Genomic DNA, 17,223 nt, shown 5'->3' with positions numbered 1-17,223 from the left:
TTGATATTCAATTAAAAAAACTATTTTTGTCCAACTCACATAAAAAAGTTAATTAATAAAATATTATATAAGTCCATGGCTACATACCAAAAAAGAGGTTATAAAAAGACGATTGAAAATGAAGAAGAAGTAATCGTAGACAATAGCGGAAATACTGAACACAGTACTACTGCAGAAGTTTTTAACACATTAGACGAAACTGCTAACAAATCTGAAAAATGGATTGAGAAAAATAGCAAACCTTTATTTATAGGTTTAATTGCTGCTGTTGTAATCATTTTCGGATATATGGGATATACTCAATTTATTGAAATTCCTGCACAAAAGAAAGCAGCGAATGCATTGGTGTTTGCTAAACAAGAATTTACAAAAGCAACAAACAGCAACGATACTGAAGCATATAAAACAGCTTTAGAAGGTGCTCAAGGTAATTTTGGTTTGGTTGATATTGCCAAACAATACGGAAGTACAGAAGCAGGGAACTTAGCAAAATATTATGCTGGTATTTCTTATTTAAACTTAAAAGAATACAACAATGCTATTGAGTATTTAACAAGTGTTACTAGTAATGATGTGGTTTTAAACACAGTAATTAAAGGTAGTATTGGTGATGCTTATTTAGCAGACAATAACAGCGAAGAAGCTTTAAATTATTATTCTAAAGCGGCGGCTGCATCAGACAATATTGCTGTTGCACCTGTTTATTTATTAAAAGCGGGTAAACTGGCCTTGTCTTTACAAGATTATAGCAAAGCAGAAGAGTTGTTTACAAACATTAAAGAAGACTATCCAACGTCTTCTCAAGCAGGAAACATCGATTTATACATCAACCAAGCAAAATACGCTAACTAATGGCTACCACAGACTTATCTACTTACGATAAAGAAAGTTTACCCAATGTAAAAGGATACCGTTTTGGAATTGTTACTTCTGAATGGAATCCTGAAATTACAGAAAACTTAACTTTAGGAGCTATAGACACTTTGTTAGACAATGGTGTAGCTCAAGAAGACATTATTACTTGGAAAGTTCCAGGTAGTTTTGAATTGATTTACGGTTGCAAAAAAATGCTAGAAAGCCGTAATGTTGATGCTATTATTGCTATTGGAAACGTAATTCAAGGAGAAACCAAACATTTTGATTTTGTTTGTGAAGGAGTTACTCAAGGAATTAAAGATTTAAATATTCAATACGATACTCCTACCATTTTTTGTGTGTTAACAGATAACAACAAACAACAATCTTTAGATAGATCTGGAGGAAAACTAGGAAATAAAGGAATTGAGTGTGCTGTGGCAGCTATTAAAATGGCTGAGTTAAACAAACGCTAATCCTTCTTTAAATACAAAACATTATTGTCGAATTTTTCGTAAATTTGATGATAATGTTTTTTCTTTTATACTATGTTTAAAACTCCATTTAAGCCCACCGGGCATTACGTATTTAATTACAAACCTCGTTATTATGATGAGCGTAAAGAACGTTTGGAGGCTTTAGAACAACGCTACAAACAAGAAAAAGCTTCTGATGATAGTGAGTTTGAGGTTACTTTGTCTAAAAACAATTTAAAAAACGAGTGGTCTAGAACTAGATCTAACGCTAAAGCCGATAGCAAATCTACCTATAGACTTGCTTTAATTATAGCAATATTAGCAGGTATTGCTATGTACATACTAAAATAACCCCTATTTTTTAATGTCTGACATTATACAATTATTACCTGATCATGTCGCAAATCAAATAGCAGCTGGAGAGGTGGTTCAAAGACCCGCATCTGTAGTTAAAGAACTATTAGAAAATGCCATTGATGCAGGTGCAAAAAATATACACCTAATTCTTAAAGATGCCGGAAAAACATTAATTCAAGTAATTGATGATGGTTCTGGAATGTCAGAAACTGATGCTCGTTTGTGCTTTGAACGTCATGCAACATCTAAAATTAGAGAAGCCGAAGACTTGTTTAACCTAAGTACCAAAGGTTTTAGAGGAGAGGCCATGGCTTCTATTGCTGCAATTGCTCAAATAGAAATGAAAACCAAATTGGCTCCTAATGAATTGGGAACCTGCATACAAATAGAAGGAAGTAAAATAACCAATCAAGAGCTTACCTCTACTCCAACAGGAACTAATACAGCTGTTAAGAATTTATTTTTTAACATTCCTGCCAGAAGAAATTTTTTAAAGTCTGATGCTGTTGAAACCAGACACATTATTGATGAATTTCAACGTGTAGCTTTGGTTCATTTTGAGGTTCATTTTATCTTAAATCATAACAATTCTGAAATTTTTAATTTGCCAAGCGGAAATTTAAAACAACGTATTGTAAATATATTTGGTCATAAAACCAACGAACGTTTAATTCCTATAAACGAAGATACAGATGTATTAAGTTTGGATGGATTTATTATGAAACCCGAATTTTCTAAAAAGAAACGTGGAGAACAATTCTTTTTTGTCAACGATCGTTTTATCAAAAGTCCTTATTTGCATCATGCTATAAATGCTGCTTTTGATGGTGTGATAGAAAGAGGTTGCCATCCTGGTTATTTTTTATATTTAAGAGTTCCTACCAATACTATTGACATTAACATTCATCCAACCAAAACAGAGGTGAAGTTTGATAACGAAAAGGTATTGTACGAAATTATTAGAGCGGCCGTAAAACACAGTTTAGGTCAATTTAACGTTGTGCCCTCTCTAGATTTTACCAAAGACAAAAACCTAGAAACTCCATATAGTTATAAAAACAAACCAATTAGTGAACCTAGAATACAGGTAGACCCTAATTTTAATCCTTTTAAAACGGAAACTAGCTTTAATCCTTTTGAAACGGATAGTCCTAAAACAACTACAGCAAATAATAGTTCACACTCTAAAAGTTTTGATAGTAGTTCCTCTGTACCCAAAAAGAAAAATGACTGGGAAGTATTGTACAACGGAATAGAATCTATTGCCAATACCGAGATTGACACCCAAAAACTAACTCCTCAATTATTTGAAACCAAAGAAACTAAGCTAATAAAAGATACGTTTCAAATTCAGAACAAATATATTTTGTGCAATTTAAACACAGGTACATTTTTAGTACACCAACATTTGGCACACCAAAGAGTTTTGTACGAAAATTTTTTGGAAAACATAACTGTTAAAGAAGCCTCTAGTCAGCAATTATTATTTCCTATAAGCATTAACTACAGTCAACAAGAGATTCATATTTTAAAAAACATTAAAATGGAATTAGAAAGTACGGGGTTTATGTTTGATGAAATTACCAAAGAGAATGTAATTGTGACAGGTATTCCTACAACTATTAGCGAAAGTCAGATTAGCATGGTTTTTGAACAATTGATAGAAGATTTTCAGGAAGACATTCAAGAAAACAGTTTTAGTCAACTAGATATGATTGCAAAATCCTTATCTAAAACACTGGCTATTAAAACAGGAACCAGACTTACTGAACCAGAACAAGAAGCACTAATTAATGATTTATTTACTTGTAAAGAAGCAAATATATCGCCATTCAGAAAAAAAATATACTCTAGTATTTCAAACAAAAAACTAGATGTTCTTTTTAATTTAGATTAAAACACATGAATAGAATTCCAGAAGTAATAAAGCACATTATCATTATTAACGTATTGTTTTTTGCAGCAACTTGGGGTATAAAAACAATAGATTTAAATGAATTATTTAATCTACACTATTGGGAAAATCCAAACTTTAGAGCATGGCAATTAGTTACCGGAATTTTTATGCATGCAAGTATAGGTCACTTATTTTTTAATATGCTTGGACTTTACTTTTTTGGCTCACCAATAGTACAATTGTATGGTAAGAATAAATTTTTATTTTTCTACTTTTCTGCAGGTATTGGAGCCAGTTTGATTTATTTGTTTGAAAGACAAATAGAGTTTACCAGTGTATTAAACACATTACAAAATATGGGAGCTAGCAAACAAGAAATTTATGATTTGTTTAGTACAACCAAAAGATACGCTGATGAAAACCTACAAACAGCCAATAGCATTTACAACATGAGATTGCTAGGAGCTTCTGGGGCTATATTTGGTTTGTTAGCAGCTTATGGATGGAATTTTCCTGAATCTGAAATATATCTATATTTTGTTATAAAAATAAAAGCAAAATACTTTATTCCCGTTATTGTACTGGCCGATCTATTTTCGGGACTTACAGGACAACCTTTACTTAGCCCTGTAAACACAGCTTATTTTGCACACGTTGGGGGTGCCATAATTGGTTTAATTATTGCCATTGTTTGGAAAAAAAATCAATATAGAAGGTATTAGTATGAAGAATATAATTAATCAACTAAAGAACAAATACCAAACAGGTACGTTGGTAGAAAAACTAATATTTATAAACATTGGACTTTTTATACTTACCTACTTTATAGATAGCTTAGGAACCTTAATGGGATCACATGGCAATGTGTTTTTTGAATGGTTAGCTCTCCCAGCAGATTTAAATTCTTTTGTAACAAAGCCATGGACATTAATTACCTATGGTTTTATGCACGGAGGTTTTATTCATATTCTGTTTAACCTAATTTATTTATTCTATATTGGAAATCTGTTTACCGACTATTTTATTCCTAAAAAACTACTTACCTTTTATTTAATGGGAACCATTTTTGGTGGAATTGTCTTTATGGTAAGTTATAGTTACTTTCCTGCGCTGCAACAACAAAACGCAACCTTGGTAGGAGCATCATCTGGTATTATGGCTATTCTAATTGGTTTAACTACCTACATGCCTAATTACCAATTAAAATTTAGATTTATAGGCTATGTTAAGCTTTGGATAATTGCTTTAGTGTTTGTTGGATTAGATTTAATCAACTTAGCAGACAATAATACTGGTGGCCATTTGGCTCATTTAGGAGGAGCACTTTATGGGTTTTTAGCTATTTATTATCAAAACAGTTTTAAGTTTAAAAATCCATTCAAAAATTTATTTAAAAAGAAATCTCCTTTAAAGACTAGTTACAAATCAACAAGTAGAAAAAACACAAGACCAACTAGTACAGCGGATAATCAACAAAAAATAAACAGCATACTAGATAAAATTAGCAAATCTGGTTACGATTCCCTTTCTAAAGAAGAGAAAGAGTTTTTATTTCAACAAGGAAAAAAATAACCGATGAAACGTTTAAATATTTTAGACAAGTTTCTATTTTTTACAAACAGTCTTGTTGCTGCTTTATTAATTATTAGCTATATAATTCCATATATAAATCCCATAAACTATCCTAGTATTGCTATTTTAAGTTTAACGTATCCTTCGTTATTAATTCTTAATTTAGTCTTTATAATTTTATGGATTGTTAAACTTAAAAAACAATTTTTATTATCTGTTATTGTTATTGCAATTGGCTTTAGTCACACCAAGGCTTTATTTTCTTTTGCTAAAAAAGAAATAAAGAACAAAAACGATATTACTTTAATTAGCTACAATGTTAGACAGTTTAACAGGTATAAATGGATTAAAGACCGTAATATTAAAAAAGATATTAGCAACTTTATCAATCAACAGCAAGCAGATATTGTTTGTATGCAAGAGTTTTCTAACACCAAAAATATTTCTATTAAACTTACGAAAGCCATAGAAAAGAAAAATCAATCTAGTGGTTTGGTTATTTACTCTAACTATCCTGTAGTAAATTCTGGTTCTTTTGATTTTAAAAACACTTCTAACGATATTATTTATGCAGATCTAAAAATTGATAAAAAAATTATTAGAATTTATAATATCCATCTTCAGTCTTTTAGTTTAGATACGCAAAAAGAACATTATGGAAGTAAAAATAACGAAGCATTATTTTTAAGATTTAAAGATGTTTTTAAAAAACAATCAGAACAAATTTTACAATTAAAAAAACACATAAAAGCTTGTCCCTATCCTACCATTTTAGCAGGAGATTTTAATAACACAGCATTTTCTTGGAACTACAAACAATTAATGGAAACTCATAAAGATGCGTTTGTAGAAGCTGGAAAAGGTTTTGGAAAATCGTATGATTATTTTATTCCTTTTAGGATAGATTTTATTTTACCTAGCAATAATATGGCAGTAAATTCGTTTACTTCTTTTAGTTCAAAAATGTCTGATCATTTCCCTATTATGGCAAGAATCAACTTGAATAATTAGTTTATATTTATTGAATGAAACATCTTTACTTAAAACTTACTTGCACACTGCTTTTTCTGATGTCATTTCAGCTTGTTTTTTCACAAACAAACACAAAGAATGAAACATCGGTAACCAAAGAAGTATCTGAGGATAATGAAAGATATTCTGTTTTTAACGATTTTAGAGTTCCTGTTAGAGAGAACATAAACGAGTCTGATTTGTTATATGACGGATGGAAAACTGATCCAGGTAGATATGCCTTTAGGTGTAAAGACGGAAAAAGAGTACGATTAACACTATGGTATTTAAACAAGGGAACTAAAGAAACTATGAATTCTGAATTTATTAACGTAACCGAAGAATTAGATAAATGTTTAAAAAATGATCCTGAATTTATAGCACCTATTTATAGAAAAAGAAGAGCAAAACTTCTACAAAAATAACCCCACCAACATGAAAAACAATTACCTATACATAACCATCATTCTTTTATTTACCATTAATGTAGGATTTTCTCAAGATTTGATGAAATTTACTTTAAAGGGAAAAATTTCTAGCGCATTAGACAGTACTTCTGTATCGGGAACCACATTATTAAACTTAACAAATATTGATGGAACGGTATCTGACAAAGATGGATTGTTTGAAATTGAAATTAAAGAAAGTGATACTTTATTGGTTTCTCATATTGGTTACGAATCTATTAAGCTTAAAATCACTAGAGATTTATCTAAAGGTACAGAACTAAATATTGAATTACATCCTAAAATACAAAACCTTGACGAAGTAGTTATTGGTCATAAATTGATAGGAGTTTTAGATATTGATATTAAAAATGTACCAAAAGACAAGTACAATAGAATACATATTAATGGTTTGCCACAAACCTATGAAATAAGAAAAAGCAATAGCTCTGTTTCTGGCTTTGGAAATATTTTAAAATCTTTACAAAATCCTGTAGATGGTGTTTACAACTTGTTTGGAAAAAAACCAAAAAAACTAAAAGATTTAAAAGAATTAAAAGAAAAGGATGCCACTCGTGAGATTCTTACCAACAGATTTGATAGAGAAATTATTCTAGATTATTTACAAATGGATATCAATCAGTTAACACAAGTGTTGTCAGAATGTAACTACTCTCCTTACTTTATTAGTAAAGCAACAGATTTACAATTAATAGAAGCTGTTTTAGAATGTTATGAAAATCACAAAGCCATAAAAAAAGGAAATACTTATAAACAAGAAACTAAATAGTAGATTCGCCATTTAAATTGGTTGTTAACACATCACTCATATAATCTAAGAAAGGTTTAGCTATTTTAAAAGACTGTAAAATTTGACCATAAAAATCTTCTGATAAAACCTCAGCATCCGTAAATTTGCGTAACAACATAAAATCTTTTTTACGGATTAAGGCTATAGATTTGTGCTCTTTATCAAAACCTTTAGGAGCTGTTTTTAAAGCTTCCCCTTTGTAAAAACCTCCAAATGTTTTTTGTACAGCTACTGAATTTATAATTTCATTAATTTCACTCGCATCCAATTCAAACTCTTTTCTAATTCTTAACAAATCCTCTTTGTTGGGTTGCCAAAAACCACAAGCTAAAAAAGAACCTCCTGGAGTAATTTCTACATGATAGCCACCTCTTAAAGCTTCCGTAGCTCTTTTATAGCTACAACTTCTATAAACTTTATAAGGAGATTTATCTTTAGAAAAACGTACATCTCTGTATATACGATACGCTTTCATATCCTCAATATCATCTTCTTCTTTTAACCCCTCCATTACATTGGTAAAAAAAGTTTTTAACTTTTCTTCTTCTCCCACAAACCAAGCTTTATTATCTGCAAACCACTCTCGGTTATTGTTTTCTTTTAACGCATTTAAGAACTGAAATATTGAAGGCTGGATAGCAATAGACATAAACTTATGTGTTTTTAATTGATTACTTAGTAGGCTAAAAATACAATCGATAAAATAGAATTACAAGTTATTTTAAGACTAATATTTGTAGCCCTTAGTTAATTCTAATCAACAAAAAAACCATCTACTGTAGATACAAAAGATGGTTTTAAATAAAAAAACTAAAATCTAAACAAATATTTTTATTGTATCAATTTTGCAAAATTATAGGTGCTAAAGACTAGGTTTTTATAAGCTGTTTTTATCGCTGTATCAATATCCACAACGTTCTTTAATACAGAGGTTACATATGTAATTCCCAGTTTTGTTTGCTCTTCTTCGGTGATAACTACGCTTCCACAAAAAGCTGCGACCGGAATATTTTGTTTGTTAGCAGAATTAAGTACACCTGTAATTGTTTTTCCAGATAATGTCTGATTGTCTAACATTCCCTCTCCTGTAATAATCCAATCTGCATTGTTAATTACTTTATCAAAGTCTGTAATTTCTTTAACCAATTCTATTCCAGAAGTTAAAACTCCGTTTAAAAATACAACTGCTCCTGCACCCATTCCGCCTGCAGCTCCAGCTCCTTCCATTTGTTGACAATCTATAGTATATTGCTTTAACAATACTTGAGAAAAACTTTGCAATCCTTTGTCTAAAATTTCAATTTCAGCATCAGAAGCTCCTTTTTGAGTACCATAAACATAAGCGGCTCCATTTTTTCCATACAAAGGATTTTTTACATCACAAGCAACTTTAAAAGTTACGTTATTTAATAATGGATGTACTTGGGTTTTATCTATTGTAACCACTTTATCTAAATTGGATCCAATAGGTTTTAAAACCTCATCATTTTTATCTAAAAAACGATATCCCAAAGCTGTAGCCATTCCCATCCCTCCATCATTGGTCGCACTACCTCCTATTCCTAAAACAATAGTGGTTACTCCTTTTTTAATAGCATCAACAATTAGCTCACCAGTTCCAAAAGAGGTGGTATGCATACAATTTCTATCCTCTAATTTTAACAAACTTAAACCTGAGGCTTCTGCCATTTCTATAACCGCCATTTTTTTAGAAGCAACCCATAAATAATTTGCTCCTATTTTTTGAAACAAAGGATTATTTACTTCAACTTTTACTTTTTGTCCTTTTAAAGAGTATAATAAAGCATCCATAGTTCCATCTCCTCCGTCTGCTAAAGGAATATGAAGAAACTCAGCATTACTTATCACTTTTTTAATTCCGTTTTCTACCGCATTACAAAACTCAATTCCTGTTAAAGAACCTTTGTACTTATCGGGGGCTATTACAAATTTCATACGATTAACTTAAAAGGTTGGGAAGAAAAAAACTGAACACAACAATTACTATAAAAAAGGCTACTAAAATATATACCTCTTTGATAAAAAAGTCTTTCTTTTTAAGTGTAAAGTTCACCTCCATTAGTGTATTAACTTTTACATTTTTTGTAAGTGCACTTACTCCGTAGGCAACTACCAATGCTATAATAACTCCTGTAAAGTTTAACCAAATCCAAAATACATGAATTCCTAAATCTATATGAAGTAATTCTTGCATAGTTTTAGAAAAAATAAGGTTGATTAATACTGCTGATATAATTCCGACATTCATACCCACATGATTTACTTTTTTAGAAAAGAAAGCCAATATAAAAGTTACCAAAACAGGTCCATAAAAAACAGAACCAATAGCATTGATAATTTCAATTACCGCACTTTTACTTCCTCCAAATAAAAAGGCTGAACTGATACAAACAATTCCCCAAAAAACAACTGCTATTTTAGAAATCATCATGTATTTTTTGGGACTTAAACTATCTTTTGCCTTTCCTCTATTAAAAAAATCTTCAACAGTAACTGCTGATAAAGAGTTTACCGTAGAACTTAATGACGACATGGCTGCAGATAAAATTCCTACCATTAAAATACCTATCAACCCGTGAGGTAAATATTTCATAATAAAAACAGGTAACATTAAATCTGCTTTTATTCCTGTTTTTTCAAAAGCTACAGGAAAATGTTTTTGTGTTGTAGCTACAATTTCTTCTAAAAAACCAGGGGCTACAGAAACCAAACCTCCAATAACCAATCCCATAATACAATAGACTAAAACGACAGGAAATCGTAACAATCCATTAGCTAACAACAATTTTCTAATTGTTCCCTCGTCTTTACTAGACAATAATCTTTGTGCTTGTGTTTGATCACAACCATAATAAGAAACATACAAAAAGAAACCACCAATTAACATGGGTAAAAAACCATAATCGTTTCCTTTTCCTACTCCCATATTCCAATCTATTACTTGTAATCTTTCGGTATCAAAACCATTAGGCAATCCTCCATTATCTTGCAATAAATTCCATCCAATGGTCAAACAAATAATTAAACCTAATACCAAAATAATCATCTGAATTGCATCTCCCCAGACTACCGCCTTCATACCACCTTGCCAAGAATAAATAATAGTAATAACACTCACTATTAAAATAGTATACACAAAATCTATATCTAAAACAGCTTGTAAAATAATAGCAATAGTGTATACCATTACTCCTGTTCCTAAGGCTCTACTAATTTGAAAAACAATACTTAAAATCAATCGTGTAGAGGCACTAAAACGTTTTTCTACCACTTCATAAATACTAACTACACCAGATCTAAATAAAGGAGGTACAATTACAATCATTATAAAAATCATAGCTAACGGTACGGCAAATTCGAATGTTAACCATTTCATACCTCCTCCTAATTTTAACCCTACAAAGGCAGGTGCAGAAATAAAACTAATTGCAGAAAGTTGTGTTGCCATTGTAGACAAACTCAACGGAAACCACCCTAAGCTTTTACCTCCTAAAAAGTAATCTTTAGAGTTTTTGTTCTCTTTAAAAAAGAAGCCCATTCCTAAAAAGAAAAGAATATATGTAATTACTATTGTATAGTCTAACCAATTCATAATATTTAGTTTATAAGATTATTATTCATTTACAAAGTGTTGTTTGTATTTTTATATAAATTAAACAACTAAGCTATATTTTTAGCCTATCTAAAAAGACAATTCTCTTTGTAAGATACGTTTTTAAGAAACATTACTTAATTGTAAGTTTTGCAGCAAAACCTCCATTTAAGGTCATTGTTATTACTTCCTTACTTTTTGATGTTATACTTTTTGATTCTCTTTTATAATCAATAGCATAACTATCTGCATTTACTCCGTCAACAAACAAATCCATTTCGTATTTATTTCCTTTTTCTAAAAAAGAAAAATCAATGCTTATTTTTCTACCCTCATCGTTTGTTATTCCTCCAACATACCAATCTTTGCCTTTTCTTTTGGCAACCACAATATGTTCTCCTATTTTTCCACTTATCACAATGGTTTCATCCCAAGTTGTGGGTACGTCTGTTATAAAACGAGTACACTCATCTTCTTTGTAATAATCTGATGGATTGTCTGCCAACATTTGTAATCCGCTTTCAAAAACAACAAAAAGTGCTAGTTGATGTCCTCTTGTTCCAATACTCATTGGATTTGTCCAGTTGGCATGCCAATATTCTGGATGTACAGATTTCATAGATCCTGGAGTATAATCCATAGGCCCTACAACGTTTCTGGTAAAAGGTAAAATCACATGATTGTTAGGAGTATCAAAACCTCCTCCTTTATTTTGTTCCATTCCCGTTACACCTTCGTAAGAAATAACATTGGGATAAGCCTTTCTCAATCCTCTTGGACTGATAGAACCATGAAAATCGACCAGCAATTCTTTTTCAAAAGCTTTTTTAGCTGTTCTTTCGTAAAAATTCATCATCCATTGATCACTTCTATCCATAAAATCAATCTTAATACCCGCTACTCCTAAACTTTTTGCATAGTCAAAAAAAGTAGGTGTATTTTCTACGGCCAACCAAGATGCCCAAAGTATGATAGACACATTTTTTTCTTTTGCGTATCGAATTAGTTCTTCTAAATCAATATCTGGATTGGGTTTGGTAATGTCTAACACACTATAAGACCAACCTTCATCCATTAACGTATATTCCATTCCGTAGTGAGAGGCAAAATCTATGTAATATTTATAAGTTTCTGTATTGTAACCTGCTTTAAAATCTACTCCAATAATATTACTTGCGTGCCACCATTCCCAAGAGGTTTGTCCTGGTTTTATCCAATCAAAATTTTTGTAGGTAGAATTTCTAGAAAGCAAATAAACCAAATCGTTAGTCACAATATTTTTGTCTTCTTTTGCAATGGCAAATATTCTCCAAGGAAAACTTCTATTTCCCGAAGTTTTTGCTATAAAGTTACCTTCTTCTACAATATCTAACCTTCTATCTACTCTTTTTCCTGGTTTTATTTTGGTTGGATATTTTGGAAACCAACCCGATACAGAATTTCCTTTAGTTCCCTGAATAAACATTGCAGGATAATCATACAAATCTGCTTCTGCAATTAACATTTTAGATTCTTGAGCATCTACAAATGCAGGTAATGTTGCTATTTCAGACGTATTAAAATCTTGCAACCAAACAGGATCATAAGCGTGTTCATAATTGCTATATGTTTTTTCTGTTTTAGAGATATAACTTTTATAATTGTCAGACAATTGAAATTCAGCTTGTTCATTTACAACTGTAATGTTTTGGTCTTTGGTGGTAATAAATCGATACCCTACTCCGTTGTTAAAAACTCTAAACTCTAACTGATAATCGTTCTCAAAAAACAAGTGTAACGAATTGTAATGATTTACAATTTCTTTATTCTTTAACGAAATAACAGGGTTTACAAAAGCATTTACAGTAGCTGTTTCTGTTCTTAGTAACTTTGGTTGTTTTCCCAAAACCTCTTTTAGCAGTTCTAAAGAGATGATTCCCTTATCTACTAAATACTGATTATTATATGCAATTGAAAAAACAATCACCTCAGACAACTCTATATTTACCTCTATATTTTTATCTGGAGAAACCACCTTTTGTTGAGCATAGTTTGTTAAACTACTCCATAAAAAAATAAAAAAAACGATCTGTAAACCTTTATTCATCATGTTGTTTATTAATCTTTTAACATATCTAATAACAAAGCAGCACTCCAAGAAAAGTCTCCTCCTCCATAACCAGCTTTACCGGTATTGTGTATCTCTTTTCTAGCATCAAAATACTCATAAAACCCACTTTTTTCTACAATCTCTATGGTATCTTTTTTTACTCTTTCTGCCAACTCACTGTATCCATATTTTCTTAATCCTCTGTATAACATCCAATTTAAGTTTACCCAAACAGGACCTCTCCAATATTTTTTAGGATTGTAACGTTCATTAGTAGGATCAAAAGAAGCACACAAGTATTTATCTTCTCCTCCAAATTTGTCTAACATTACAGTAACAAGTCCTTCCACTTGTTCTGGGGTAGCAATGTTAGCAAATACTGGAGAAAAAGAAGAAGATGTAATAAAAGGAATTGGTTTATTATTTCTTAAATCGTAATGTACATATACTTTCAAATTCTCATCGTATAACTTGGTATTCATACTATGCACAGATTTGGTATTCCATTCCGTTAACTGTTTAATTTTATCATCATTACCTCCAATCATTTTGTACAAATTGATCAATGCCTCGTTAGATTTTATCAACATCGAATTAAACAAAGGGTCTTGTACTAAAAACGGAGACAATTCCGCTATTTTTTCATCACTATAATTGTGCTCTTTGGCAATGTTTATAATATGTAAATAATGATCATACTCTCTGTTAGTTGGTCTTTCCGAAGCATCTACATGTGTGGTATCTCTTCGTGTAAACTCATAATGTGGTGGGTTCATGGTTGCAAAAATATCATCCCAAATAGGAGAATTATCTGTACCTGACTCCCAGTTATGATAGATGTATACCAAACCTTCTTGATGAGGATCTCTATTTTCATAAAAATACTGATGGTTGTGATATACTTTATCGATAACCGAATTAATATATGCCAACGTCGCTGGTTTATCTTTGCTAATGTTATACATTTCTTCTAACACAAAACCTGTTACAGGAGGTTGAGTCATTCCTGTAGACTTATATTTTTTAGAAGAATCTGGATGCAATTCCGATTGGTGGAACTCTGGTCCAGGAAAATAGGTGTCACTTTTGGTATGAAACACAATGTGCGGAATAAATCCGTTGTCCCATTGTGCATCTAATAAAGTAGCTACTTCTTTTTCTGCTTTGTCCATATCAAAATGAGCAAAACCAATAGCTATAAATCCTGAATCCCACTTCCATTGAAAAGGATATAAATTGGCACACGGCACACTAAATCCATCTTTCCAGTTCCCTAAAAGCACTCTTTTTGCTTCGTTTTCTAAATTTTTCATGATTTTCACTTTTAAAAAACTCATCATCCACCTTATATAAATTAGGATGATGAGCATAACTTAACTAAACTACTTTGGTATTGTTTGTATGCTTCTTAGAAGTTGAATGAAGCCGTTACAAAGAATCTTCTTGGTAAAATTGGTCTACCTTTAAAGTAAGTTCCAGAAACTGAATCTCCTCTTGGGTTTCCTTCTGTAACTCCATCACTATCAAATAAATTGAATATTGAAGCTCCTAATCTTAATGTTTTATCATCTTCTATATCAAAAGTATATCCAGCGTTCACACGTGCAATTGTAATTGGATCTAACTCCACTTCATTTACATCTTGGTTAAACTTACTTCCTGTATGGTTTACTGTAAAACTAGTATCAAACTTACTGTTGTCATAGTGCAACCCTAAGCTTCCTATAAAGTTTGGTTGTCTTGCCAATTCATTTCCTTCGTTGGTTCTTGATACTGTGTTGTCTACCAAATTTTCACTGATGTTTTCTGTTAATTCATGATCTTGGAATGTAGCTGTACCTCTTAAGTGTAAGTTTTTAACTACTTCTAAATCTCCATTTAACTCTATACCAAACGTTTGAGTGCTTTGTGTTTCTCTAGAATTATCTATTAACAATCCTGTTGCATCAATTTCTTGAAGAAGTTTTACTCTATCTTCTAAAAACACTGCATATACAGCTACTGCACCACTAAATTTACTAGTACTAATTTTGGTACCTAACTCAAACTGATAAATTTTTTCAGCATCATATTTAGTTTCTGGAATACCCGCTACTGGAGTAAAGGTTCTTAACTGTGGAAAGAAATATCCTTTAGAAAGGTTTCCGTATAAGTTAAACGTATCATTTAATTTATATAATGCTGCAAAAGAAGCTGCCCAATCTGTTGCGCTCACTGTTCCTTTTGTAAAAGTTCCATCTGCTGACTTTACGTTTGCCAATTCACTTGTTAATTCAGGATCTGTATATACGGTAGACTCTACAATATTTCCATCCATAAACTCACCATTTGTACTTTCTACTCTAAATCCAACATCAAATCTCCATTTATCCATTACAATTTCATCAGAAATATAAAATGCAGATCTATTTTGTGATAAATACTTATTTGCAGTTTGTCCTGCTCTGTTGTAAATTCCTCCTTGAGAATAAATTACGTTATTTCCTCCAGCATCCGTATAATTTAAGTTTACCAATCTAGGATCGTTGTTAAATTCTGATAAGTAAGAAAATTGATAGTTGATATCTTCTGCTTCTGTTCTAGATAAGAAAGTACCTACCGTAATGTTGTGCTCTGTATTAGTTAACTCTATTGTTTTGGTTAAAGAAGCTTCTCCAGAATAATCAGTCATAGGTCTAATTCTGTCTGTATAGTTGTTACTTACAACTCTTGTGTTTCCATCTATTTCAATATTACCACCACCTTGATAAACCGCACTATATCCCGTGTTGTTAGCATCAATATTGTTAACCAAATCACTTAATTTTGTTGGATCTCCAGCACCACCTAATAAAGCAAAACTGTGTTGATATTTAGCATATCTAGCTTTGGCTCTAAATTTTAAATCGTTGTCAAACCTATAATTAAAATCTCCTAAGAAATACCCCCCTTTTGTTGCAACTCCATCTCCAATAGGACTTGTATAGTTACCGTTTGGTGTTAAAAACGATGTATTTGCTAATTGACTAGATAATAATTGCTCTACATCTTCTCCATCATTCCCTGCTATTCTTTCTCTAGAGTCTCCATCTAAAGGAACTCCTGTATAAAATTGAACTTTATCATCTATAAATTGTCCGTGCATGGTAAAAGAACCTTTGTCAAACTTCTTTTTAATATTACCTCTTAACTGCACTCCTTTTGTTGGCAAACCAACATCTAAAGGACCTTCATCATACCTTACAAATCCTGTTAACGCATAGTAAGTATCAGAATCTTTTCCTCCTAATTTACCTCCAGAATAAAAATCCGTTTTAATTCTACCTCCGTTTGCCCATTCTACATTTACTATGTTTCCTGGATCTGTATCTCCTGTTTTACTTGTATAGTTAATAATACCCGCTACAGAACCTGCTCCATATAAAATAGCAGAACCTCCACGTACAAATTCAACTCCTTTAAAACCAATATCTGTTCTAGCATATACATCATGCGCAGAAGAGTTTAATCCAAAAGCACTAATTAATGGCATTCCATCGTACTGTAAAGGGTTAAATACATACTGTCCTCCAGAAGGCAAACCTCTTACAAATACATTGGCAGCAACCTCTCCACCACCACCTTCGGCAGTAATTCCGGGTACACTACGCAAAATATCTGCCTGGCTATTTGCCGATAATTTTGTGATTTCTGTTGCTTTAACAGAACTAATAGACATGGGTGCCTCTTTTTGAGATCTAAACGTAGTAGAAGCTGTTAGTACCACTTCCTCTAAATTGCTAACTCCTCCTTTTAATGTAGCGTTTATTACAATTGCTTTTCCGTTTAAAACAATCACTTTTGTAAACGTATCGTTTCCTATATTCGAAATTTCAATTGTTTTTTCTCCTGACTCTTTAGATATAATTAAGAAATTACCATCTAAATCCGAAGTAGTTCCTGCATTGGTTCCTTTAATTTTAACATTTGCTAAAGGAATGGGAAAACCCGTTGCATCCTTTACTGTCCCCGTAATCTTTGTTTGTGCACTACCGTTTAGGTAGAATATAGTACACAAAACTGTAAAAATAATTTTTTTCATGATTTCCGTATTTATAGTTATTAAATTGTTCTATTA

Annotated in this window: 15 protein-coding genes; 9 read left to right on the top strand and 6 right to left on the bottom strand. The window is 31.5% G+C overall.

Going from position 1 to position 17,223, the window contains the following annotated elements; translation table 11 throughout:
* Positions 1-75 precede the first annotated feature (75 nt).
* The 9 genes from FHR24_RS07785 to FHR24_RS07745 all read left to right on the top strand — a co-directional run bounded on the left by FHR24_RS07785 (position 76) and on the right by FHR24_RS07745 (position 7,404).
* Positions 76-852 carry a tetratricopeptide repeat protein gene (locus tag FHR24_RS07785; protein WP_167186330.1) on the top strand — a complete coding sequence of 259 codons (777 nt, stop codon included), beginning with the start codon at positions 76-78 and terminating at the stop codon, positions 850-852.
* A complete protein-coding gene (ribH, locus tag FHR24_RS07780; RefSeq protein ID WP_167186327.1) occupies positions 852-1,331 on the top strand; it encodes a 6,7-dimethyl-8-ribityllumazine synthase in 480 nt (159 codons plus the stop codon). The genes FHR24_RS07785 and ribH overlap by 1 nt, the downstream gene beginning before the upstream one ends.
* A gap of 72 nt (positions 1,332-1,403) precedes the next feature.
* Positions 1,404-1,682: a hypothetical protein gene (locus tag FHR24_RS07775; RefSeq protein WP_167186325.1), complete on the top strand. Its 279-nt coding sequence runs from the start codon at positions 1,404-1,406 to the stop codon at positions 1,680-1,682.
* Between the two features lie 13 nt (positions 1,683-1,695).
* Positions 1,696-3,585 (top strand): DNA mismatch repair endonuclease MutL, encoded by a 1,890-nt coding sequence (gene mutL / locus FHR24_RS07770; protein ID WP_167186322.1) that lies wholly within the window; start codon positions 1,696-1,698, stop codon positions 3,583-3,585.
* Between the two features lie 5 nt (positions 3,586-3,590).
* Positions 3,591-4,307, top strand: a complete 717-nt coding sequence (locus FHR24_RS07765) for a rhomboid family intramembrane serine protease (protein WP_167186320.1) — start codon at positions 3,591-3,593, stop codon at positions 4,305-4,307.
* A 1-nt stretch (position 4,308) separates the two neighbouring features.
* Positions 4,309-5,157, top strand: coding sequence for a rhomboid family intramembrane serine protease (locus FHR24_RS07760; protein WP_167186317.1), 849 nt, complete (start codon positions 4,309-4,311; stop codon positions 5,155-5,157).
* A gap of 3 nt (positions 5,158-5,160) precedes the next feature.
* Positions 5,161-6,168: an endonuclease/exonuclease/phosphatase family protein gene (locus FHR24_RS07755; protein WP_167186314.1), complete on the top strand. Its 1,008-nt coding sequence runs from the start codon at positions 5,161-5,163 to the stop codon at positions 6,166-6,168.
* Positions 6,169-6,227: 59 nt separating this feature from the next.
* Positions 6,228-6,593 (top strand): hypothetical protein, encoded by a 366-nt coding sequence (locus FHR24_RS07750; protein WP_167186311.1) that lies wholly within the window; start codon positions 6,228-6,230, stop codon positions 6,591-6,593.
* A gap of 10 nt (positions 6,594-6,603) precedes the next feature.
* On the top strand, positions 6,604-7,404 hold the full coding sequence (locus FHR24_RS07745) for a carboxypeptidase-like regulatory domain-containing protein (RefSeq protein ID WP_167186308.1): 801 nt from the start codon (positions 6,604-6,606) through the stop codon (positions 7,402-7,404).
* On the opposite strand, the gene FHR24_RS07740 is transcribed toward FHR24_RS07745, so the two are convergent.
* The 6 genes from FHR24_RS07740 to FHR24_RS07715 all read right to left on the bottom strand — a co-directional run bounded on the left by FHR24_RS07740 (position 7,397) and on the right by FHR24_RS07715 (position 17,187).
* Entirely contained in the window at positions 7,397-8,074 is a 678-nt protein-coding gene (locus tag FHR24_RS07740) for a DUF2461 domain-containing protein (RefSeq protein WP_167186306.1), read from the bottom strand. The two genes, FHR24_RS07745 and FHR24_RS07740, sit on opposite strands and share 8 nt — an antisense overlap.
* Before the next feature lie 182 nt (positions 8,075-8,256).
* The gene (locus tag FHR24_RS07735; RefSeq protein ID WP_167186303.1) at positions 8,257-9,381 is read right to left on the bottom strand and encodes a glycerate kinase; all 1,125 of its coding nucleotides are present in this window, start codon (positions 9,379-9,381) and stop codon (positions 8,257-8,259) included.
* A gap of 4 nt (positions 9,382-9,385) precedes the next feature.
* Complete coding sequence (locus FHR24_RS07730; RefSeq protein WP_167186300.1) at positions 9,386-11,038, bottom strand: sodium:solute symporter family transporter; 1,653 nt, start codon at positions 11,036-11,038, stop codon at positions 9,386-9,388.
* A gap of 133 nt (positions 11,039-11,171) precedes the next feature.
* Positions 11,172-13,124: a glycoside hydrolase family 97 protein gene (locus FHR24_RS07725; RefSeq protein WP_167186297.1), complete on the bottom strand. Its 1,953-nt coding sequence runs from the start codon at positions 13,122-13,124 to the stop codon at positions 11,172-11,174.
* A gap of 11 nt (positions 13,125-13,135) precedes the next feature.
* The gene (locus FHR24_RS07720) at positions 13,136-14,440 is read right to left on the bottom strand and encodes an MGH1-like glycoside hydrolase domain-containing protein (protein WP_167186294.1); all 1,305 of its coding nucleotides are present in this window, start codon (positions 14,438-14,440) and stop codon (positions 13,136-13,138) included.
* A gap of 95 nt (positions 14,441-14,535) precedes the next feature.
* On the bottom strand, positions 14,536-17,187 hold the full coding sequence (locus FHR24_RS07715) for a TonB-dependent receptor (RefSeq protein WP_167186292.1): 2,652 nt from the start codon (positions 17,185-17,187) through the stop codon (positions 14,536-14,538).
* Positions 17,188-17,223: the final 36 nt, after the last annotated feature.

This window comes from Wenyingzhuangia heitensis (genome assembly GCF_011762155.1).
GTDB lineage: Bacteria > Bacteroidota > Bacteroidia > Flavobacteriales > Flavobacteriaceae > Wenyingzhuangia > Wenyingzhuangia heitensis.
The sequence above is the reverse complement of the archived record's forward strand: the minus strand, read 5'-3'. Positions and strand labels throughout refer to the sequence as shown.

Bases quoted from the DNA above. Each gene is read 5' to 3' on its own strand.
- FHR24_RS07785 (WP_167186330.1), top strand. From the start codon at position 76: ATGGCTACATACCAAAAAAGAGGTTATAAAAAGACGATTGAAAATGAA.
- ribH (WP_167186327.1), top strand. From the start codon at position 852: ATGGCTACCACAGACTTATCTACTTACGATAAAGAAAGTTTACCCAAT.
- FHR24_RS07775 (WP_167186325.1), top strand. From the start codon at position 1,404: ATGTTTAAAACTCCATTTAAGCCCACCGGGCATTACGTATTTAATTAC.
- mutL (WP_167186322.1), top strand. From the start codon at position 1,696: ATGTCTGACATTATACAATTATTACCTGATCATGTCGCAAATCAAATA.
- FHR24_RS07765 (WP_167186320.1), top strand. From the start codon at position 3,591: ATGAATAGAATTCCAGAAGTAATAAAGCACATTATCATTATTAACGTA.
- FHR24_RS07760 (WP_167186317.1), top strand. From the start codon at position 4,309: ATGAAGAATATAATTAATCAACTAAAGAACAAATACCAAACAGGTACG.
- FHR24_RS07755 (WP_167186314.1), top strand. From the start codon at position 5,161: ATGAAACGTTTAAATATTTTAGACAAGTTTCTATTTTTTACAAACAGT.
- FHR24_RS07750 (WP_167186311.1), top strand. From the start codon at position 6,228: ATGTCATTTCAGCTTGTTTTTTCACAAACAAACACAAAGAATGAAACA.
- FHR24_RS07745 (WP_167186308.1), top strand. From the start codon at position 6,604: ATGAAAAACAATTACCTATACATAACCATCATTCTTTTATTTACCATT.
- FHR24_RS07740 (WP_167186306.1), bottom strand. From the start codon at position 8,074: ATGTCTATTGCTATCCAGCCTTCAATATTTCAGTTCTTAAATGCGTTA.
- FHR24_RS07735 (WP_167186303.1), bottom strand. From the start codon at position 9,381: ATGAAATTTGTAATAGCCCCCGATAAGTACAAAGGTTCTTTAACAGGA.
- FHR24_RS07730 (WP_167186300.1), bottom strand. From the start codon at position 11,038: ATGAATTGGTTAGACTATACAATAGTAATTACATATATTCTTTTCTTT.
- FHR24_RS07725 (WP_167186297.1), bottom strand. From the start codon at position 13,124: ATGAATAAAGGTTTACAGATCGTTTTTTTTATTTTTTTATGGAGTAGT.
- FHR24_RS07720 (WP_167186294.1), bottom strand. From the start codon at position 14,440: ATGAAAAATTTAGAAAACGAAGCAAAAAGAGTGCTTTTAGGGAACTGG.
- FHR24_RS07715 (WP_167186292.1), bottom strand. From the start codon at position 17,187: ATGAAAAAAATTATTTTTACAGTTTTGTGTACTATATTCTACCTAAAC.